The organism is Caulobacter sp. LjRoot300 (genome assembly GCF_964253875.1).
Taxonomy (GTDB): Bacteria; Pseudomonadota; Alphaproteobacteria; order Caulobacterales; family Caulobacteraceae; genus Caulobacter.
Genome location: NZ_CAXUSA020000003.1, coordinates 901,994 through 920,922, shown reverse-complemented (window position 1 = coordinate 920,922; position 18,929 = coordinate 901,994). Strand labels below are relative to the sequence as shown.

The following is an 18,929-nucleotide window of genomic DNA, read 5'->3' as shown; positions in this document are numbered from 1 at the left end:
GGGATTCCGACGCAAAAGGATGGAACGCTTCCAAATCTCAGCCGTATTGCCGGCATGTCCAAATCTCGAGTCCTGATTGTCGAAGACGAATATCTGGTCGCGGCCGACCTCGAGGCCGGGCTTCAGGAATTGGGGTACGCGTCCGCGGGCATCGCTCAGGATCTGGAGACCGCCTTGGACCTGGCCCAGGCCGGGCCCGACATCGCCCTGGTCGACGTGCATCTGCGCGACGGCCAGACGGGGCCGCTGATCGCGCGCCGCCTGGTCGAGGAGTTCGCGATCAAGGTGCTGTTCGTGACCGCCAACCCGCGCATGGTGGTCGACACCGACCTGCCGGGCGTGATCGGGGTGATCAGCAAGCCGTGCGCCCATTATCTGATCGCCGCGGCCTTGGAATATGCCCTGCGCGTCGAGGATCGCGCGGTGCTGCCGGCCCCGCCGGCGGGCCTGATGCTGACGGGCCGCGCCGCGTAGAGGTCGGCGTTTTAGGCCGCTGACAGTGTCTGCAAGGCCTTCAACAAAGACCGGTTCAGGTCTTCGGAGCGTCGCGGTTCAGGCGGCCGGCCAGCACCTCGATCTCGACCTGAAGGCCTTCCGGCGACCAGGTGCGCCGGACCGAACCGCCCAGCTGGTTCTCGATGCTCATCTCGGCCAGGCGCGTGCCGAAACCGGTGTGGACCGGCGGCCCGGCCACCGGCGGACCGCCCAGCTCGCGCCAGCGGATGACCAACCCCACGCCCTGCCGCGTCACGTCGATCACGATCCGGCCCTCGGGACTGGAGAGCGCGCCGTACTTGGCCGCGTTGGTCGCCAGTTCGTGGAACACCAGGGCGATGGGCGTGGCGCCGCGATCGTCGATCGGCACGTCGTCACCGGCGATCGCGATCCGGCCCTCGTCGAAGGCTGGATAGGGCGTGAACAGCTCGCCCAGCAGGCCGTGCAGGGTCGAACCGCCCAGGGCCGGCCGCGAGCCTTCGCTGTGCGGACGCGCGAACTCGTGCGCCCGCCCCAGGGCCGCGATGCGTTCCTGCAGCCCCTTGGCGAACGGGCGGACGCTGGGGTCGTGACGGCTGGACAGGCCGATCAGGCCCGAGATCACCGCGAAGATGTTCTTGATCCGATGGCTGAGCTCGCGGCTCAGCAGTTCGTTGTCCTCGGCCGCGCGCTTGGCCGCGTCGATATCGGTGCAGGTGCCGATCCAGCGGACGATGGTCCCGTCGCGATCACGGACGGGCAGGGCGCGGCCCAGGGTCCAGCGATAGTCGCCGCTGTGGTGGCGCAGCCGGTACTCGATCTCGTATGGCTCGCCCGTCGCCAAGCTGTGTCGCCACAGGGCCCAGGCCCGGGGCTGGTCGTCCGGGTGGAACATGCCGTTCCAAGCCTCGCCGTCGGTCGAGCCGACGGGGACGCCGGTGAATTCGTACCAGCGGGCGTTGTAATAGTCGTGGAAACCGTCGGGCCGGGTGGACCAAACCATCTGCGGCATGGCGTCGGTCAGGACCTGCAGCTGGGCTTGGCTGCGGCTGAGGGCTTCGGAGGTCGAGGCCGCCGAGGCCAGCCAGGGCGGCGCCAGTCCGGCGGGCGCCGCGTCGGGCGTGGGACGATCCGGGCCGTCTATCAAGAAAAATCCCCTCGGGCGCGGAAAGATCGCTGGACTGCGCCGACGCCCTCAAGCGTGGCCCTGTCTTAGCAAAGTACGGCGCAAAAGGTTCCCTAGCGCCGTCCTGTCCACCGCTCGCCGTCGGGAAGGCGTCAGGACGCCAGCCGCTGAAACGACCGGGCGTGCGCGACCAGGGGAAGGCCGGGCGCCAGATCCACCGACGCGGCCGTGACGATGAACACCGTGTGGGTCCCGGTGTCGATCCGCTGATCGATCCGGCAGGCGGTGGTCGACAGGCCGCCGCGATAGGTCGGCGGCGCGCCGGTCGTCAGTCGCCAGCGCTGGGGATCGAAGCGCTCGTGGCTGCGGCGCGAACTCGAGAAGCGCAGGGCCTCGTCCTCGTCGTGCTCGGCCAGGATCGCCACCCCGCAATGCTCGGCGTCGACCAGCACCTCGTGGCTGGACGCTTCCTTGCGGACGCAGAACAGGAAGCGCGGCGGGTCGACCGACAGACCGGTGATCGAGCTGACCAGCAGGCCGCGCGGGGTGGACCCGTCCCAGCACGAGACGATCGCCACGCCGCTGGCCAGTCGCGCCAGAGCCTCCTTGAAGGTCTCGGAGGCGACAGGCGGAGCCGGCGGCGCGGCGTGGACGGCGTAGGGCGGCTCCGCGCCGGACGAGGCGTCGCCGAACGGCGCGACGGCCGGCCAGGCGGCGTCGCCCAGCCAGCGCGGATCGATGTCGAGCGGAGCCATGGCCGTCAGCCCGCCGCGGCCGCCGGCTGGGCGTCGCGCCGGGCGACCAGCGCCCGCACCAGCGGGATCAGGTCGCGGCCATAGGCGATGGCGTCGTCCAGCGGGTCGAAGCCGCGGATCAGGAAGGTGGTGACGCCCAGGTCGTAATAGTCCAGCAGGGCCTCGGCGACCTGCTGGGGCGTGCCGACCAGGCCGGTGGAGTTGCCCGCCGCCCCGGTGACGGCGGCGACGCCGGTCCACAGGCGCTTGTCCAGCCGCGTGCCCTGCTTGGCGGCGTCGAGCAGGCGTTGCGAGCCGGCGTTGGGCGGCGTGTGGCCGCTGGTCGGCAGGCCGGCCTTGTCGCGCAGGGCCTTGGCCTGGGCGACGATGTCGTCGGCCTTGGCCCAGGCGGCCTCCTCGGTCTCGGCGATCACCGGCCGCAGCGACAGCGAGAACTTCACCTGACGACCGTGCTTGGCGGCGGCGTGGCGCACGCGGGCGATGGTCTCGGCGACCTGGGCCTGGGTCTCGCCCCACAGGGCGAAGATGTCAGCGTGCTTGCCCGCCACCGGGATGGCGGCGTCGGACGAGCCGCCGAAATAGACCGGGATGTGCGGCTTCTGCAGCGGCTTCACCCCGCCGAACGCCTGGACGACATTGTAGTAGTCGCCCTTGTAGTCGAACGGCTTTTCGCTGGTCCATTCCTGGCGGACGATGTCCAGGTACTCGCTGGTGCGGGCGTAGCGCTGGTCCTTGGTCAGGTGGTCGCCGTCCTTGGCCAGCTCGTCGTCCGAGCCGCCGGTGATGATGTGCACGGCCACCCGGCCGCCGGTGAACTGGTCCAGCGTCGCCAACTGGCGCGCCGCGACCGTGGGGGCGGTGAAGCCCGGACGGTGGGCGATCATGAAGCCCAGGCGCTGGGTCACGGACGCCGCGTGGGCCACGACCAGCTGGCTTTCGGGCGAGGTCGAGCCGAAGGCGACCAGGGCGCGGTCGAAGCCGCCTTCATCATGGGCGCGGGCGACGCGGTCGACATAGTCGCGGTCGATCACCGGGCCCTGGGCCGGGTGGATCTCGGACTGGTGCTGGGTGCCGATATAGCCGATGAATTCGACGGGCATGGGATGGCTCCGGTCTTGTGGTCGGGAGGAATTTCGAGGATGAGCGAGGGTTAGAAAAGCGAGGCTTTCTCAAGGGCTTGATCAGGCGGCCTCATCAGGCGGGAACCTTCGGGGCGGCTTCCTTGCGCAGGGCGCGGCGGACGGACGGGCGGGCCAGGGCCCGGGCGGCCTTGGCGCTCCAGGCGGGATAGGCCGAGGTGTCGATCTGCCGGCGTTCGGCCCAGCGCCAGATCACCAGGGCGTAGGCGTCGACGGCGCTGAAGTCCTCGCCCAGCAGCCAGGGGCCGGGTTGCTGGGCCAGGCGCTCGATGTCGGTCAGGGTGCGGTGGAAGCGGGCCTCGCCGGGCGTGGCCAGGGCGGCTTTGATCCCGTCGTCGTCGGCGAAGCGCTCGGGCCGGGCGATCTGCGAAAAGGCCACGTGCACCGTGCTGGCGAACCAGCTCATCACCTCGTAGGCGTGGGCCAGCTTCAGCGGGTCGGCCAGGGGCAGCAGGGCGCTGTGCGGATAGGCGTGGGCCAGATAGGTCAGGATGGCCAGCACCTCGGTGACCGGCTCGCCATCGACGGCCAGGGTCGGCACCCGGCCGCGCGGATTGACCTTCAGATAGGCGGGCTGGCGCTGCTCGCCGGCCGCCAGGTCGACGGGGTGGACGTCATAGGCGACGCCCAGCTCCTCCAGGGCGATCAGCGGCGCGAAGGCCGAGGATCCGGGAGCGAAATAGAGTTTCAGGGACGGCATCGGACGGGCCTCAGATCACGAAGAAGCCATGCGAGCCGTCGCGGGCCAGCTGGTCGACCAGGCCGAACTCCCAGTCCAGATAGGCCTGCATGGCCTCGGCGGCGTTATCGGTCCCCTCGTAGGGGCGCTTGTAGACGTCCTCCGGGTCCGAGGCGGCGCGGACCAGGCCGGTGTCCAGCCGGCGGCCGGTCCTGGCCCAGGCCTCCGTGCCGCCGTCCAGCACCCGCACTGGATGGTCGGAGATCTCCTCCACCTCCGCCGCCGCCAGGCGCGCCAGGCGGCCGTCGGGCGAGGTCAGGACGATCGGCAAGCCCTCGGGGATGCGCTCGAAGGCCTCGGCCAGGCGGGCGCGGATCGCGAACCAGGCGCCGGGGACCTGGCCCTTGCGGTGGACGGGGCTGGGCGCGAGATCCAGCACCACCACCGCGGCCTCGCCCAGGGCGACGGCCAGGTCTTCGGAACTGATGGTCTCGACGGTCGGGATCGGCGGCAGGCTGGGCCGCCAGGCGCCGGTCTCAAGCTCGCCGTCGAAGCCGCCGTCCAGCACGTAGACGTCCCAGCCCAGCTGGGCCAGCCACGAGGCGCTCATGTCGGCGCGCGGGCCGAGATCGTCGGCCAGGACGATGCGGCCGCCGCGCACCGGGGCGAAGACGTCGGTCTCCTGCACCAGCTGGCCGCCAGGGGCCGAGCGGAAGCCGGGCAGGTGGCCGGCGGCGTATTCCTCGGGCGTGCGGACATCGAAGCGGTAGAGGGTGCGCTTGCGGTCGGTGGCTAGGTCGGCCAGGCCCTCGGCGTCGATCCGCCGGACGCCGGCCCGGTAGGCGACGTCGCGGGCCTTGGTCCGGGCCTCTTCCAGGGTCTGATCGGAAACCGGCGGGAAGCGGCGGCTCTGGCCATGCTCCAGGGTCTGCTGGGCCAAGGTCCAGCCGATGGTGCCGTTGCGCAGGGCGAAGACGGGATTGGGCACGCCGGCGTTCAGCAGCGACTGGGCGCCGATCAGGCTGCGGGTGCGGCCGGCGCAGTTGACGATGATGGTGGTCGCCGGATCGGGCGCGATCTCGCGGGCCCGCAGCACGAGCTCGGCGCCGGGCGTGCTGATCCCGCCCGGGATGTTCATCACCGCATATTCCTCGAACCGGCGGGAATCCAGGATCACCTGGTCGGCGCCCTGGTCGATCCGCGCCTGGACCTCCTGGGCGGGCAGGGACGGGGTGTGGCGACGGGCCTCGACCAGCTCGCCGAACGCCTTGCTGTAGGAATTGACGTCCTGGAACAGCTCGTAGCCGGCGTCCGTCCAGGCCTGGAGCCCGCCCGCCAGGGCCCGGATCTGGGTATAGCCGAGGGCCGCCAGGCGCTTGCCGGCCGGCGAGACCAGGCCTTCGCCGTTGTCGTACAGCACGATTTTGGCGTCCTTGCGCGGGACCCGGTCCAGGATCTCCAGCTCCAGCCGGCTGAGCGGCAGCTGCGAGGCGAACAGCGGGTGGGCGCGGGCGAAGGGATCTTCCTCGCGCAGGTCCAGCAGGGCGATCTCGCGGCGGGCGATCCAGTCCTGGCGGACCTCGCGCGGAGTGACGGTGAGCAGGGTCATGGAGCGACCTCGGTGAGGACCTTCGAACGGTCCCAAAGGTTGGGCAGGGTGGTGTTGGCGTAGCCGGAGACGAACGGTTTCGGCCGTCCCGCGGCGTTGTAAGTCGAGCGCCGCACCGCGCCGATGTTGGCGCCGTAGACGTGGATGCTGATCGAGACGCGGTCGTCGAAGGCGTTGGTCACCTGGTGCACGTCGCCGATAGTGGGCGAGACCGCCTCGACCTCGCCGCGCTCCAGCCGGTGGACCGGCCCGACGGCGGCGAAGGCGTCGCCGCGCACTGCGAACCGCTGCGACAGCTCGGCCCCGCGCAGCACGCCGACCAGGCCCCAGACGGTGTGGTCGTGGACCGGCGTCGCCTGGCCGGGACCCCAGACGAAGCTGACCACGCTGAACCGCTCGCGGCTGTCGCAATGCAGCAGATACTGCTGGTAGCGGGTCGGGTCGGGCTTGGCGTAGGCGTCGGGCAGCCAGTCGTCGCGGGCGATCAGCCCGGCCAGCAGGCGTCCGCCCTCGGCGAGGATCAGTTCCTCGTCGCCGGTCTGGTCGACCAACGTTCCAAGGGCGCCGACGAAGTCGGCCAGCCGGTGAAGTTTGGGGGCGGGGCGAAGCGCGCTCATCGGGTCACAGCGCGTATTTCAGCGTGACCAGCCAGGTCCGCGGGTCGGGGAAGTTCTGGTGGTAGACGCCGGTCGCGGGCGTGTAGGTGGCGCTGACCGGCTTGTCGGAATCCAGCAGGTTGCGGCCCGACAGCACCACGCTCCAGCGCGGGTCCGGGGTCTGCCAGGTGACCACGCCGTTGACGAAGGTCTGGGCCGGCGCGACGTCCTGCGGCCGCTGCAGGGCGTTGAAATAGGTCTTGGTCTGGTATTGGGCGTTCAGCCCGACGCGGATCTCGCCCGGGACGTGGATCGGCAGGTCGTAGGTGACGCCGCCCGACAGGCTCCAGCGCGGCGAGTTCAGCAGCCGGTGGCCGTCGGCGTCGACGCCGATCCCGCCGGCGTTCTTGTACTTGTCGTAGACCGCGAACAGGTAACCGGCAGAGGCCTGGAGGCTGAGCCGTTCGGTGGCGCGGACGTCGGTCTCCAGTTCCACCCCGTAGGTGTGGGCCTTGCCAGCGTTGGCGCGCACCGAATTGCCGGGATAGGCCGGGTCGCTGTAGCTGACCTGCAGGTCCTTGTAGTCGTTGTAGAAGGCCGCCAGGTTCACCCGGGCGCGGTGGTCGAACAGCTCGGTCTTCAGGCCGGTCTCGTAGGTGTCGACGTTCTCGGGCGCGAACGGCCGGGTGGCCAGGTCCAGCCGCGTGGCGCGGTTGTCGAAGCCCCCCGACTTGAAGCCCTTGGACCAGGTCACGTACTGCAGGATGTCGGGCGTCCACTGGAGCTGGGCCGACAGCTTGGGCGTGACGGCCGAGAAGATCTTGTCGGCCTGGCCGGCGATCGACTGGCCCACCACCTGACCTTGCAGGTTCAAGACCTTGTTGTCGAAGGTGAATTCCTTCTCCTCATTGGTCCAGCGCAGGCCGCCGGTGACGCTGAGGCGGTCGCTCAGCGCATAGGTCGCCTCGCCGAATACGGCGTAGGCGTCGGTGTTGGTGATATTGTGGGCGCGGGCGAAGCCGTAGTTGCCGGGCGTGGCCACGGGATCGGTCGGCTGGGCGTTGCGGCGGCTGTAGCCGTCGCGCTGCACGAAGAACCGCTCATGCAGGTAGAAGGCGCCGCTGGTGAAGGTCAGCTTGCCGTAGTCGCCGTTCAGCTGGACTTCCTGAGTGACGTACTGGTCGTTGTAGTGGATCAGGTTCCTCTGGATCAGCGCCGCCTCGCCGTCGTTGTCGTAGGCGACGGGATTGAGGTTGAAACCGCCGTAGGAGGTGACCGACTTCAGTTTGAGGTGGTCGTTCAGGGTGTACTGCACGCGCACGGCGCCGCTGATCTGGTCCAGGTCCTGCACCGGTTCGATCTCGGAATAGGAGCGGTCGGTGCGGTGCTCGCCGTTCGGCTGCCGGACGGGCACATAGCTGCGGGTGTCGCTGCGGTCCCTCAGTGCGTTCAGCGTCAGCAGCACGTCCAGCCGATCGGTCGGCGTCCAGCGCAGCTTGGCGCGCCAGGCGTCCAGGTCGATGCGGTTGACGTCGTGCTTCAGGGTCGGGTCGAAGGTGACGCCGTCGCGCTCGTGGTGGATGTAGGACAGGCTGCCGGCCAGCTTGCCCTCGACCAGCGGGCCCTCGACCAGGCCGCGCACGTCGACGGCTCCATAGTTTCCGAGCCCCACCTCGGCCTTGGCCCGGAAAGCGTCGCCGGGGTCGCGGGTGATGATCCGCAGGGCGCCGGCGCTGGAATTGCGGCCGTACAGCGTGCCCTGCGGGCCGCGCAGCACCTCCACCCGCTCCAGGTCGTTGAACTCGACCATCGAGCCGATCTGGCGCGGGATGTAGACGTCGTCGACATAGACGGCCAGCACCGGCTCCTGGATCGGATCGGCCTCGCCCACGCCGCGCAGGGCGTAGGTCTGGGTGGTGTGGCTGATGGTGACGCGGCTGATGCTGAAATTGGGGATCTGGCCCGACAGGTCGCGGATGCTGTCGATCTTGCGGTCCGCCAGCAGCTTTTCGTTGAAGGCCGAGATGGCGATGGCGGTCTTCTGCAGGTCGGTGGCGCGGCGCTCGGCGGTGACCACCACCTGTTCCACGGCCGGGGCGGCGCTGGCGTCCACTTCGGCGACCGCGGGCGTGGCGGCCTGGGCCGCGCTCGCCATCACCAAGGCGGATGTTCCGGAAATCCAGTACAGAAAAGCAAAGCGTCTCGACATCATTATCCCCGTTCTTGTTATCGCGGATAAAGGTCGAATAGTTGTGACGTCTCAATCCATATAAAATCTATAGACTTGCAGATCATCTCATATCGCGAGCGCAAATATGTTGATTGAGTATTTCTAACCATCGGCAAGGGCGCTGTTCAGCCGGTCGTCCCACAGCGGCCGCACGTCGACCTTGGCCGGGATCAGTCCGGCGGCGGCGAAGGCGTCGGCGACCTTCTGCTGCGAGGCGATCGCCGCCTCGCTGATCCGGATCAGCCGGGTCGGGCCGCTGCGCTCCTGGAATTCCCGCAGATAGAGCTCGGCCGGAACGCCCGTGGCCTCGCCCCGGACCTTGGCCCAGCGCGCGCCGTCGGCGCTCACCCAGTCCGCCACCTTGGCGTAGCGGCCCAGATAGTCGCCCAGGGCCTGGCGCTTGAGGTCGTCGTCCAGCGCGGACTTGGCGGCTGCGATCAGATAGTTGCCCGACAGGATGCCCTTGGCGGTGCGCAGCACCCGCGCGCCGGCCTGGCGGGCCTGCTGGACGATGACGCCGTAGATGATCCAGGCGTCGACCGCGCCGCTGGAGAAGGCCGCCAATCCGTCCTGTGGCGACAGGGCCACGGGCTTGATGTCAGCCCAGGCCAGACCGGCCTCGTCGAGCAGGCGCAGCAGGATGTAGTGCGAGGTCGTGGCCTTCACATAGCCGACGCGCTTGCCCTTCAGGTCGGCGAAGGCCTGGACCTTGCTGTCCTTGGGGACCAGCACGACCTGGTTGTTCACGTCGCCCTGCAGCACGGCGACGATGCGGACCTGGTTGCCCGGCGCGCCGGCCACGAAGATCGGCGGGATCTCGCTCATGCCGCCGACGTCCAGCGCCCCGGCGTTGATCGCCTCGGCGATCAGGTTGCCGCCGACGAACTCCGACTTGGCCAGCTTGTAGGGCGTCTCGGCGACGCCGGCCGCCTGGAAGAAGGTCTCCAGGTTGCCGCGATAGGTGGCGGCCCGCAGGGTCAGATCCTCCAGGGAGGCGGGCTTGGCGGACTTGCCGGGCGAGCAGGCGGCGAGCGTCGAGAGGCCGGCGACGGACAAGCTGCCGGCGAGTAGGTAGCGACGGGAAAGGATCATCAGTCGAACAGGTCCGGTTCTTCTTCGGTGACCACGTCCCAATAGGGCTGGAAGGCCCAGAAGCCGCCGGCCTCGCCGCCCACCTGGCCGGCGGTGTGCTTGGCCACTTCGGGCGGCATCGGCTTGGTCGGGCCCGCGGCCTCGGCCAGAAGCTGGGTCTGGCAGGCGTTCTCCAGCGCCAGGTAGCGCCAGACAGCGGCCTCGACCGACTGGCCGACGGTGAGAATCCCGTGGTTCTGCAGGATCACCGCCTTCTTCGGGCCCAGGGCCTTGGCGATCTTCTGGCCCTCGCTGGCGTCGAGCACCACGCCGGAAAATTCCTCGAACAGCGCGTGGTCGTCGTAGAAGGCCGCCGAGTCCTGGGTCAGGGGATCCAGCAGCCGGCCCAGGGCCGACCAGGCCTTGCCGTACAGCGAGTGGGAGTGGGCGGCGGCGACCACGTCGGGCCGGGCCTCGTGCAGTTGGGAATGGATGGCGAAGGCGGCGCGGTTCAGCCGAGCCGGGACCTTGGCCGGCGGCTGGACGATCTCGCCGGCGTGGCTGACCAGCATCAGGTCCGAGACCTTGATCCGCGAGAAGTGCACGCCGAACGGATTGACCCAGAAGTGGTCGGTCAACTCGGGGTCGCGGGCGGTGATGTGGCCGGCCCCGCCCATGTCGAAGCCGTGGCGGCCAAACAGCCGGTAGGACGCCGCCAACCGCTGTTTGCGATAGAGCCGCTCCTGCTCGTGGGTCGGCTGGCGCGGCAGTTCGCGCGAGCCAAACTCCGGCAGCACGGTCTCGATCTTGGCGGGGTGTGGACCCTGGGTCGTGAACGCCCGGGCCGGGCTGATGGCGGTCATGGTTGGTGTCCTTCAGTAGCCGCGCGACAGGTCGACGACGTCGGCCAGGGGCGCGCCGGACCGGAAACGGGCGAGGTTCTCGGCGAAGCGGGTCGCCAGGTTGATGCGGGTGTCGGGGGTGTGGACCGAGGTGTGCGGCGACAGCCGCACCCGCGGATGGCTGTAGAAGGGGTGGCCTTCGGTCAGCGGCTCGGGATGGGTGACGTCGAGGCTGGCGCGGGCCACGCGGCCGTCGTCCAGCGCCTCCAGCAGCGCCCGGTCTTCGATCAGGGCGCCGCGGGCGATGTTGATCAGGTGCAGGCCGGGCTTGGCGGTGGCCAGGACCTCGCGACCGACCAGGCGCTGGGTTTCCGGCGTGGCCGGGGCGGCCAGCACGACATGGTCGCTGCGGGCGAACAGGGTCGCAAGGTCGGCCACCCGCTCGACGCCCGGGGTGGGGATCGGCTTGTCCGAGCGGCGGGTGGCGATGACGTTCAGGCCCAGGGCCTGGGCGCGCGGGGCCAGGGCCTCGCCGATCGCCCCGAACCCGACCAGGCCCAGGGTGGTGCCGGCGATCAGCTTCAGCGGCTGGGGAGCCCAGCGCTCGGCCTTGTCGATCCAGATGTCGGGCAGGCGCTTGGCTTCGGCCAGGATCGCGGCCAGGGCGAACTCGGCGAGCGCGACCGCAGAAGAGCCGCGCGCCGAGGTCACCACCGGGCCGTCGAACAGCCAGTCGGGATAGAAGTCGATGCCGACCGAGACCAGCTGCACCCACTGCACGTCATAGGGCCAGCCCTTCGGCGGCGTGGGCGGCAGCACGCCGCCGGCCTTGCGGAACGGGGCGGCGACCAGGACCTTGGCCTTGGCGGGCAACGGCGCGGCCAGGCCCGGCGGCACGGCGATGATCTCCGCGTCGCCGACATGCTGGGCGAAGACGCTGTTGAACAGCTCGGGCAGCTGGCTGGCGACGACCAGGCGGCTCACTGAATGGCTCATTGGGCAGCCTCGCGCGCCGCGAAGGCCGCCTTGCCGGCGCTGGTCAGCACGACGTCGCCCTGCGGCGTGTGGACCCGGCCGCACAGCACGTCGCGGTGATGGCGCTCCAGCGGGTTGTGGCGGGTCAGGCCCGGATTGCCGGTCAGCTTCAGGGCCTTCTCGACCACGCTGATGGCGTTCTCGGTGACCAGGTGCTTGACCAGGCTGGCCTCGACCCCGCCGACCTCGCCGCGCGCGGCCGCAGCCAGCAGCACATCATTGGAGAGCAGCAGGCCGTCGATGTCGCCGACCGCTTCCTGGAAGCGGGGCAGGGTGGACAAGGCCGCGCCCAGGTTTGCCGGCTTGCGGTCGGCCAGGAAGGCGACCAGCCAGTCGCGGGCGGCGCGGGCCTGGGCGTCGTAGATCGCCGCCGTCAGCACCGCCGACCAGGCCGCGAAGCTGGCCGGATAGGGCGGCGGCGCGCCGACCGGCTGCGGGTCCAGGGCGTGGTCCAGCGGGACCAGCACGTCCTCGAAGACGATGTCGTGGCTGGCGCTGGCCCGCAGGCCCAGATGGTCCCAGGTCTCTTCGATGGTTATGCCTGGCGTGTCGGCGCGGACCAGCCAGCCGCCGACCAAGGGCTCGGCGTCGTCCGAACGAGCCCAGACCACGAACCAGGTCAGGGCGGTCGAGCCGGTGGAGTAGATCTTGCGGCCGCTGATCCGCCAGCCTTCGGGCGTGCGGCGGGCGATGGTGGCGGGCAGGCCGCCCCGGGCCGGGGTGCCCAGGTCCGGCTCGACGCGCAGGGCGTTGATCAGGGCGCCGTCGGTGATCGCCTCGCCGATCACCCGCTGCTTGAGGTGTTCGGGCCAGCCGGAACGGCCTTCGACCGAGGCGTGGAACAGGTACTGCATGACCAACACCAGGGCGGTGGCCGGCTCGCCCCGCGCGACGGCGGAGACCACCTTCAGGGCGGTGGGCAGGTCGGCTTCCAGTCCGCCCAGGCGGCGCGGCGCGGTCAGGGCCAGCAGGCCGGCCTCGCGCAGGGCCTCGAAATTGGCGCTCGGAAAGCTGGCCTCGCGGTCGTGGACGGCGGCGGTGGCGGCGAAGGCGGCGGTCAGGCCGGGCAGGATCGCGTCGAGGTCGGGCAGGGCGGTCGGCGCCTCAGCCACCCGCAGGGCCGCGGCGCGGATCACAGCACGACCTCGCCGGTCGGGAAGGCGAGCAAGGCCGAATTGGGGGCCGGGGCCGGCGCGGGTTGCGGGGCGGGGGCCTCGACGCCCAGGTGGGCCAGCAACCGGCGGCGGACGGCGTGGAAGCGGGCGTCGGGAACGCGCGGACGCTCCAGGGCGATGCGCTCCTCGACGGCGATCTTGCCCTTGTCCAGCACCAGCACCCGGTCGGCCAGGGCGATGGCCTCGTCGACGTCGTGGGTGACCAGCAGCACGGCGGGCCTGTGCTCGCGCCACAGCGACAGCACTAGGTCGTGCATCTTCAGCCGGGTCAGGGCGTCCAGCGCCGCGAACGGTTCGTCCAGCAGCAGCAGGGCGGGCTCGCGGACCAGGGCGCGGGCCAGGGCCGTGCGCTGGGCCTCGCCGCCGGACAGGGTGGCCGGCCAGGCGTCCAGGCGATGACCCAGCCCGACCTCCTTCAGCGCCGCCTCGGCGCGGGCGCGGACATCGCCCCCGTCTTTGCGAGTGTCCTTCAGGCCCAGGGCGACGTTGCGCCAGACCTTCTTCCACGGCAGCAGGCGGGCGTCCTGGAACACCACGGCGCGGGCGGCGGGCGTGGTCACGTCCTGGCCGGCGGCGGAGTCGAGGCCCGCCAGGGTGCGCAGCAGGGTGGTCTTGCCCGAGCCGCTAGCCCCCAGCAGGGCCACGAACTCTCCGGGCGCGATGGCCAGGTCCAGGCGGTCGATCACCACGTTGTCGCCGAACCGGCGGGTGAAGCCGTTCAGCCTGACGGTCGGGGTTTGGGGCGGCATTTCGGATGGCGGGGCGGCCGGTACGGCGCGGACGCGGGGTTGGGCCATGGTCATTGCTCCACGAGGCTGGGGCGCCACGCCAGCGCCTTGCGCTCCAGCGTGCGGACGAGGGCGTCGGCGGCGAGGCCGAGCAGGGCGTAGACGAGCAGGCAGACGACGATGATGTCGGTGCGCATGAAGTCGCGGGCGTTGTTGATCAGGTGGCCCAGGCCGGCCTGGGCGTTGATCTGCTCGGCGATCACCAGCATCACCACGCTGATGCTCAGCGAGTAGCGCAGGCCCACGAAGAACGACGGCAGGGCGCCGGGCAGGATGACATTGGCGATCAGGTCGCGCCCGGAGAGGCCGAAGCTGCGGGCCGCCTCGACCAGCCGCACGTCCACCCCGCGGATGCCGGCGAACAGGTTCAGATAGAGCGGGAACACCGCCGCCACGGCGATCAGCGCGATCTTCGGCGTCTCGCCGATGCCGAACCAGACGATGAACAGCGGGGTCAGGGCCACGACCGGCAGGGTGCGCTTGATCTGCATCAGCGGGTCGACCAGGGTCTCGCCCCAGCGCGACAGGCCCGACACCAGGCCCAGGGTGACGGCGATGGTCAAGGCCAGGCCCAGGCCGGCGCCGGCCCGGCCCAGCGACACCGCCAGATTGGCCGGCAGCTCGCCCGAAACGGTCATCGCCCAGAAGGTCTCGGCCACGGTGGACGGCGCGGCGAGGATCCGGGCCGGGATCAGCCCGAGGCGGGATCCCGCCTCCCAGAGCAGCAGCAGGGCCATCGGCGACAGCCAGCGGGCGTTGGCAAGCCTGGGCCAACGCCATGGCCGTGCTTGAGAATTTCTAAGGGTGACCGCCAAAGACATGAGGGTGCGTCGTCCCGTGAACCGTTGCGGCGCAAGCGCCTTTGCTCCACAGAGAAAGGCGTTGAAACCCTATCGGATCAATAGACTTATCCTCAGGGGTCATATCAGAGTTTCTTATAGGCGAGCGTCATGGCCACCAACCTGCCGACCGAACTGCTGCGAAGCTTCGTGGCCATCGTCGACTCCGGATCGATGCTGAAGGCCACCGAGCGGGTGTTCGTGACCCAGTCGGCGCTGAGCCTGCAGATGAAGCGCCTGGAGGAGACGGTGCTGACGCCGCTGTTCCACCGCGACGGGCGTCGGCTGACCCTGACGCCGGCCGGCCAGGCCCTGCTGGGCCACGCCCGCGAGATCCTGGCGCTGAACGACCGGGCGGTGGTGGCCCTGACCGGCGACGCCCTGGTCGGGCCGGTGCGGGTGGGGCTGGTCCAGGACTTCGCCGAGACCCTGCTGTCGGGCGTTCTGGCCCGGTTCAGCCAGCTCAATCCCGATGTCCAGCTGGAGGTGCGGGTCGCCGGTTCGCCCGAGCTGCTGGACCTGCTGAACGGCGACCGGCTGGACGTGGTGCTGTGCATGGGCGCGGCCGACGATCCCCACGCGGCGCGCGTGGCGCCGATGGTCTGGCATGGCGAGCCGGACCTGGCCCGGGCCGCGATCCTGCCGCTGGCCATCCTGGCGCCGCCGTGCCGGTTCCGCGACGCGGCCCTGGCGGCGCTGGAACATGAGGGGCGGCCGTTCCGCGTCGCCCTGGAGACGCCCAGCCTCTCGGCGCTGCGGGCGGCGGTCGAGGCCGGCCTGGCCGTCACCTGCCGCACCGCGCTGTTCCGACCCCGCGCCGCGCCGATCGAGGCGGGGCTGCCGGCCATGCCGCAGGTGGCCTATGTCCGTCGCGTCGGCCCGTCGCCGCACCCGTCGATCGCCAAGCTGTCGGAGCTCATCCACCAGGCGGCGCTAGAGCTCTGAGCGCGGCGGCCGCCACCTCGGCGGCCTGGACGCGGATGTCCGGCACCGCGTTGATCTCCCACAGCGCGCCCCGGGTGATCGGTCCGACGGCGAACAGGGTGGCCTGCGCCGTCCCGTCCGCGTGGACGACGCGGTGCTCGGCGTCGATGTCCAGTCCCAGGCGCAGTGGATCGGCGCGGATCAGCCCGCGGGCGGCCAGGGCGGCGATCAGCGGCTCGGTGGACCGTTCGACGTCCGCCGAGGGCCCGGTGCAGTTGACCACCAGGTCCGCGTCCAGGCGCCAGGTGTCGGTCTCGCCGCGCGGCCGCCAGACCAGTCCGGCCCGTCCGCCTTCCAGGACGTCGGCTCGTTCCAGCTTGCCGGCCAGGACCCGCAGCCGGCCCTCGGCCCGCATCCGCGCCAGCCGCTCGGCGACCTGCGGCGAGAGCCGGTGGCGGTGGACGTCCCAGAAGGCGCGGGCGTGGCGCAGGAAGGCGGCGCGCCGCTCCAGGCTCCAGCCGCGCCACAGGTCCTGGGTGGCCGGCCGCAGGGCGTCGATGGCGGTGCGCCAGCCGTGGAGCGCGGCCGCCTCGCGCAGCCAGGCCAGGGCCTGGACCGGCGACAGCGACGCCGGCGGCGGGGCGGGCAGGGGCCAGGGCGGGGCGCCCTGGTGCTCTCGCGGCGTCAGGCCCCGGCGCGACAGGGCCACCAGCGGCCGCCCGGGTGCGACGCGGTCCAGCGACAGCGCCGCGTCGACCATGGTCAGGCCGCTGCCCAGCAGCAGGATCGGCCCCTGGCCCTCGGCCAAGGCGCTCGGGTCCCAGCGCCAGGGGTCGGCGACATAGGCGTCGGAGGCCTCGAGCTGCGGGCTCACCGGCTCCGGCGCGCGGGGCGGCGGGTTGCCCAGCGCCAGCACCACGACGTCGGCCGCGAGGGTCCGGCCCATGCCGCAGGTCAAGGTCCAGCCCTGGCCGGCCGACCCGATGGCGGTGATCTCGTCCGGAACGATCAGCAACCGCCCGGCGGCGTCCGGGCCTTCGGCCAGCGACGACAGTAGGCCCTGCAGGTAGCGGCCATAGTCGCCGCGGGTCGCGAAGCCGCCGGGGCCGAGGTCGAGGCCGCGGGCCTTCAGCCAGGCGACGAAATCGTCGGGCCGGTCGGGCCAGGCGCTCATGTTGCCGGCTCGGACGTTGAGCCGATGGGCGGGATCGTCGGTGGCGTAGGCCGCGCCCAGGCCGATCGGACTGCGCCGCTCGACCAGCACCACCTTGACCGGCCGAGGCTGGCGCAGCAGGTGCAGCGCCGTCATCACGCCGCTGAAGCCCGCGCCGATGACAGCCAGGACTGGTGGGGACGTGGGCAAGGTTAAATCCTACAGAATTCATCGGATTTATCGCCCGGCGTCGAACCGCGGGCAAGCGGCGCGATGGACGGCGGCGACCGAACCGGCCGCCTGCGTCTCTACGCGGCGTGCGCCACGGCGCGATGTCCCTGCATCAGCAGCTCGCAGTTCAGCGTCAGATTGGCGGCCGGGCCGACGGCGCCCAGACTGTGCCAACTGGCGCCGACGCCTTCGACCAACAGAAGCAGGCCGTCGGCGAGCGAGGCGGGCGCGGCAAAGCCGGCGTGCCGGGCCGTCTCGACCAGATGATCGCGCAGCCGGGTCTTGTAGAGCTTGCCGACCCGGCGGATCGGATGGTCCTGGTCGCTGATCTCGGCCTCCAGGTTGGACAGGAGCCAGCCGCGATAACCGGGTCGAGCCACCTTGGCGGCGGCGGCCGCCACGACCGCGCGGATCTGCGCCACGGGATCGTCGGGGAGCCGCTTGGCGATCGCCACGAGTTCATCCAGATCCTCCAGGGCCAGCCTGGTCAGGCAGGCGGCGGCCAGTTCGTCCTTGGACTCGAAATATCGGTACAAGGTCGTCTTGGTGACGCCGCTTCGGGCGGCGATGTCGTCGACGCCGATCGCCCGGAAGCCGTGCTGGTAGAAGAGTTCCGTCGCCGCATCGATCAGCCGGTCGGACGCCGGTCGAGGGGCCAGGTCGGGTGTCTGGGCCTTGGTCTTCACAATCCAGATCCTTGAGAGGAGAGGGCCTAGTGCGCGGCCGAAGTGTCGGCGACGCGGGTGGGACGCGGGGCCAGCCAGATGATGAAGGCGGCGACGACGAACAGCGCCGCCATGGCCAGGAACACCTGGTTGGTGGCCAGCATCACGCCCTGGCCCTGCACCATCTGTTCGAGGTTGCCTCGCGCCTGCTCGGGCGACAGGCCGCTGGCCGTCATCTGATCCATGGTGTCCTGCGCGCCGTTCAGCAGACCGGACAGTTCGCTGCGATTGCGGCTGGCGCTGTCGGCCCACGCGGTGCTGACCATCGAGGTGGCGAACGCCCCTGACAGCGTGCGGCAGAAGTTCATCAGGCCGGCGGCGCTGGCGGTCTCGGGTTCGGTGACGCTGGCCAGGGCCAGGGCGGTCACCGGCACGAAGAAGAACGGCATGCCGAACCCCTGCAACAGCAGCCAGTGGGCGATGTCGAAATAGCCCATGTCGGAATTGGCCTGGCTGCGCATGAAGGTGATCGCCCCCAGCCAGATCACGCCCAGGAACACCAGCCGCCGCGGGTCGACCTTGGTCGACAGGCCCGCCGCGAGCGGAGCGACCAGCACGGCCGTCACGCCCAGCAGGGCCGAGACGTAGCCGGCCCAGGTGGCCGTGTAGCCCATGTTCTGCTGCAGCCACAGCGGGGTCAGGACGTTGATCCCGAAGAAGGCCCCGAACGCGACGCTGAGGGTGATGACGCTGGCGGTGAAGCCGCGATGGCGGAAGACGCGCAGGTCGACGATCGGATTGGCGTCGGTCAGCTCCCAGATCAGGAACGCCACGAAGCCGAGCGCGGCGACGACGGCCAGGCCCGTGATCATCGGCGAGGCGAACCAGTCGTGCTCCTTGCCCAGGTCCAGCATGACCTGCAGGGCGCCGACCCAGACGACCAGCAGGCCCAGGCCCACCAGGTCGACCCGCGCCCTGGCCAGCGGCGTCTCGTGATTGCGCAGCAGCCGCCAGGCGAACCAGCTGCAGATCGCCGCCACCGGCACGTTGATCCAGAAGATGAAGGCCCAGCCGACATTGTCGCAGAGCGTGCCGCCCAGGATCGGCCCGAGAATGGGCGCGATCAGGGTGGTCATGGCCCACAGCCCCGTGGCGGCCGCGGCGTACTTCTTGGGAAAGACCCGCAGCAGCAGGGTCTGGGACAGCGGCATCAGCGGGCCGCCGCAGGCGCCTTGCAGCACCCGGAACAGCACCAGCAGGCTCAGCGAGGGGGCCAGGCCGCAGAGGAACGAGAAGAAGCCGAACCCGATCATGCCCAGCACGAAGACCTTCACGGCCCCGAACCGCGCCGACAACCAGCCGGTCAGCGGCACGACCACGGCCTCGGCCACGGCGTAGGAGGTGATCACCCAGGTGCCCTGGCTGGGCGAGACGGCCAGGGCGCCGGAGATGTTCGACACCGAGACATTGGCGATGGTGGTGTCGAGCACCACCAGGAAGTTGGCGGCCGCCAGGACCAGGCCGGCGAAGATCATCGCCGGTCCGGTGAGGGGCGGGGGGAGAGTCGCCGTAGCGGCGGCAGGGGCCTTGGCCATGAC

General features: G+C 70.7%; 18 protein-coding genes. 2 read left to right on the top strand and 16 right to left on the bottom strand.

The features are described from left to right. The first annotated feature begins 54 nt into the window (after positions 1-54). Positions 55-474: a response regulator gene (locus ACSQ2G_RS14270; RefSeq protein ID WP_310080511.1), complete on the top strand. Its 420-nt coding sequence runs from the start codon at positions 55-57 to the stop codon at positions 472-474. Between the two features lie 55 nt (positions 475-529). Here the strand turns inward: ACSQ2G_RS14270 and ACSQ2G_RS14265 are convergent, their stop codons facing one another. From ACSQ2G_RS14265 to ACSQ2G_RS14205, 13 genes are all read right to left on the bottom strand, one after another. Beyond that, positions 530-1,621, bottom strand: coding sequence for a PAS domain-containing protein (locus ACSQ2G_RS14265; RefSeq protein WP_436031867.1), 1,092 nt, complete (start codon positions 1,619-1,621; stop codon positions 530-532). A gap of 131 nt (positions 1,622-1,752) precedes the next feature. Beyond that, positions 1,753-2,355: a flavin reductase family protein gene (locus ACSQ2G_RS14260; protein ID WP_436031865.1), complete on the bottom strand. Its 603-nt coding sequence runs from the start codon at positions 2,353-2,355 to the stop codon at positions 1,753-1,755. Between the two features lie 5 nt (positions 2,356-2,360). Then, positions 2,361-3,455 carry an LLM class flavin-dependent oxidoreductase gene (locus ACSQ2G_RS14255; protein ID WP_436031863.1) on the bottom strand — a complete coding sequence of 365 codons (1,095 nt, stop codon included), beginning with the start codon at positions 3,453-3,455 and terminating at the stop codon, positions 2,361-2,363. Positions 3,456-3,549: 94 nt separating this feature from the next. Next, entirely contained in the window at positions 3,550-4,194 is a 645-nt protein-coding gene (locus tag ACSQ2G_RS14250; RefSeq protein WP_436031861.1) for a glutathione S-transferase family protein, read from the bottom strand. Between the two features lie 10 nt (positions 4,195-4,204). Continuing rightward, positions 4,205-5,782 (bottom strand): rhodanese-like domain-containing protein, encoded by a 1,578-nt coding sequence (locus ACSQ2G_RS14245; protein ID WP_436031859.1) that lies wholly within the window; start codon positions 5,780-5,782, stop codon positions 4,205-4,207. Then, positions 5,779-6,399, bottom strand: coding sequence for a cysteine dioxygenase (locus ACSQ2G_RS14240; protein ID WP_436031857.1), 621 nt, complete (start codon positions 6,397-6,399; stop codon positions 5,779-5,781). The genes ACSQ2G_RS14245 and ACSQ2G_RS14240 overlap by 4 nt, the downstream gene beginning before the upstream one ends. 4 nt (positions 6,400-6,403) lie before the next feature. Further along, positions 6,404-8,533: a TonB-dependent receptor gene (locus ACSQ2G_RS14235; RefSeq protein ID WP_436031981.1), complete on the bottom strand. Its 2,130-nt coding sequence runs from the start codon at positions 8,531-8,533 to the stop codon at positions 6,404-6,406. A 177-nt stretch (positions 8,534-8,710) separates the two neighbouring features. After that, entirely contained in the window at positions 8,711-9,700 is a 990-nt protein-coding gene (locus tag ACSQ2G_RS14230; protein ID WP_436031855.1) for an ABC transporter substrate-binding protein, read from the bottom strand. Then, a complete protein-coding gene (locus tag ACSQ2G_RS14225) occupies positions 9,700-10,542 on the bottom strand; it encodes a class II aldolase/adducin family protein (protein ID WP_436031854.1) in 843 nt (280 codons plus the stop codon). Before ACSQ2G_RS14225 ends, ACSQ2G_RS14230 begins: the two co-directional genes overlap by 1 nt. 12 nt (positions 10,543-10,554) lie before the next feature. After that, entirely contained in the window at positions 10,555-11,517 is a 963-nt protein-coding gene (locus ACSQ2G_RS14220) for a D-isomer specific 2-hydroxyacid dehydrogenase family protein (RefSeq protein ID WP_436031852.1), read from the bottom strand. After that, positions 11,514-12,692 (bottom strand): acyl-CoA dehydrogenase family protein, encoded by a 1,179-nt coding sequence (locus ACSQ2G_RS14215; RefSeq protein ID WP_436031850.1) that lies wholly within the window; start codon positions 12,690-12,692, stop codon positions 11,514-11,516. The genes ACSQ2G_RS14220 and ACSQ2G_RS14215 overlap by 4 nt, the downstream gene beginning before the upstream one ends. Further along, positions 12,689-13,534, bottom strand: a complete 846-nt coding sequence (locus ACSQ2G_RS14210) for an ABC transporter ATP-binding protein (protein ID WP_436031848.1) — start codon at positions 13,532-13,534, stop codon at positions 12,689-12,691. The genes ACSQ2G_RS14215 and ACSQ2G_RS14210 overlap by 4 nt, the downstream gene beginning before the upstream one ends. Beyond that, positions 13,531-14,256, bottom strand: a complete 726-nt coding sequence (locus tag ACSQ2G_RS14205) for an ABC transporter permease (protein ID WP_436031846.1) — start codon at positions 14,254-14,256, stop codon at positions 13,531-13,533. Before ACSQ2G_RS14205 ends, ACSQ2G_RS14210 begins: the two co-directional genes overlap by 4 nt. Before the next feature lie 213 nt (positions 14,257-14,469). On the opposite strand from ACSQ2G_RS14205, the gene ACSQ2G_RS14200 reads away from it, so the two are divergent. Continuing rightward, positions 14,470-15,303 (top strand): LysR substrate-binding domain-containing protein, encoded by an 834-nt coding sequence (locus ACSQ2G_RS14200; RefSeq protein WP_310080525.1) that lies wholly within the window; start codon positions 14,470-14,472, stop codon positions 15,301-15,303. On the opposite strand, the gene ACSQ2G_RS14195 is transcribed toward ACSQ2G_RS14200, so the two are convergent. From ACSQ2G_RS14195 to ACSQ2G_RS14185, 3 genes are all read right to left on the bottom strand, one after another. Further along, entirely contained in the window at positions 15,275-16,645 is a 1,371-nt protein-coding gene (locus tag ACSQ2G_RS14195) for an FAD/NAD(P)-binding protein (protein ID WP_436031843.1), read from the bottom strand. The genes ACSQ2G_RS14200 and ACSQ2G_RS14195 overlap by 29 nt on opposite strands. A gap of 98 nt (positions 16,646-16,743) precedes the next feature. After that, positions 16,744-17,352: a TetR/AcrR family transcriptional regulator gene (locus tag ACSQ2G_RS14190; protein ID WP_436031841.1), complete on the bottom strand. Its 609-nt coding sequence runs from the start codon at positions 17,350-17,352 to the stop codon at positions 16,744-16,746. 26 nt (positions 17,353-17,378) lie between these two features. Continuing rightward, positions 17,379-18,926, bottom strand: a complete 1,548-nt coding sequence (locus tag ACSQ2G_RS14185) for a DHA2 family efflux MFS transporter permease subunit (protein WP_436031840.1) — start codon at positions 18,924-18,926, stop codon at positions 17,379-17,381. Positions 18,927-18,929 lie beyond the last annotated feature (3 nt).

What these genes read in the sequence shown, in the direction of transcription:
- ACSQ2G_RS14260 (WP_436031865.1), bottom strand. Translation starts at nt 2,355, where the DNA reads ATGGCTCCGCTCGACATCGATCCGCGCTGGCTGGGCGACGCCGCCTGG.
- ACSQ2G_RS14220 (WP_436031852.1), bottom strand. Translation starts at nt 11,517, where the DNA reads ATGAGCCATTCAGTGAGCCGCCTGGTCGTCGCCAGCCAGCTGCCCGAG.
- ACSQ2G_RS14225 (WP_436031854.1), bottom strand. Translation starts at nt 10,542, where the DNA reads ATGACCGCCATCAGCCCGGCCCGGGCGTTCACGACCCAGGGTCCACAC.
- ACSQ2G_RS14255 (WP_436031863.1), bottom strand. Translation starts at nt 3,455, where the DNA reads ATGCCCGTCGAATTCATCGGCTATATCGGCACCCAGCACCAGTCCGAG.
- ACSQ2G_RS14230 (WP_436031855.1), bottom strand. Translation starts at nt 9,700, where the DNA reads ATGATCCTTTCCCGTCGCTACCTACTCGCCGGCAGCTTGTCCGTCGCC.
- ACSQ2G_RS14210 (WP_436031848.1), bottom strand. Translation starts at nt 13,534, where the DNA reads ATGACCATGGCCCAACCCCGCGTCCGCGCCGTACCGGCCGCCCCGCCA.
- ACSQ2G_RS14240 (WP_436031857.1), bottom strand. Translation starts at nt 6,399, where the DNA reads ATGAGCGCGCTTCGCCCCGCCCCCAAACTTCACCGGCTGGCCGACTTC.
- ACSQ2G_RS14235 (WP_436031981.1), bottom strand. Translation starts at nt 8,533, where the DNA reads ATGGCGAGCGCGGCCCAGGCCGCCACGCCCGCGGTCGCCGAAGTGGAC.
- ACSQ2G_RS14205 (WP_436031846.1), bottom strand. Translation starts at nt 14,256, where the DNA reads ATGGCCCTGCTGCTGCTCTGGGAGGCGGGATCCCGCCTCGGGCTGATC.
- ACSQ2G_RS14185 (WP_436031840.1), bottom strand. Translation starts at nt 18,926, where the DNA reads ATGGCCAAGGCCCCTGCCGCCGCTACGGCGACTCTCCCCCCGCCCCTC.
- ACSQ2G_RS14250 (WP_436031861.1), bottom strand. Translation starts at nt 4,194, where the DNA reads ATGCCGTCCCTGAAACTCTATTTCGCTCCCGGATCCTCGGCCTTCGCG.
- ACSQ2G_RS14270 (WP_310080511.1), top strand. Translation starts at nt 55, where the DNA reads ATGTCCAAATCTCGAGTCCTGATTGTCGAAGACGAATATCTGGTCGCG.
- ACSQ2G_RS14245 (WP_436031859.1), bottom strand. Translation starts at nt 5,782, where the DNA reads ATGACCCTGCTCACCGTCACTCCGCGCGAGGTCCGCCAGGACTGGATC.
- ACSQ2G_RS14200 (WP_310080525.1), top strand. Translation starts at nt 14,470, where the DNA reads ATGGCCACCAACCTGCCGACCGAACTGCTGCGAAGCTTCGTGGCCATC.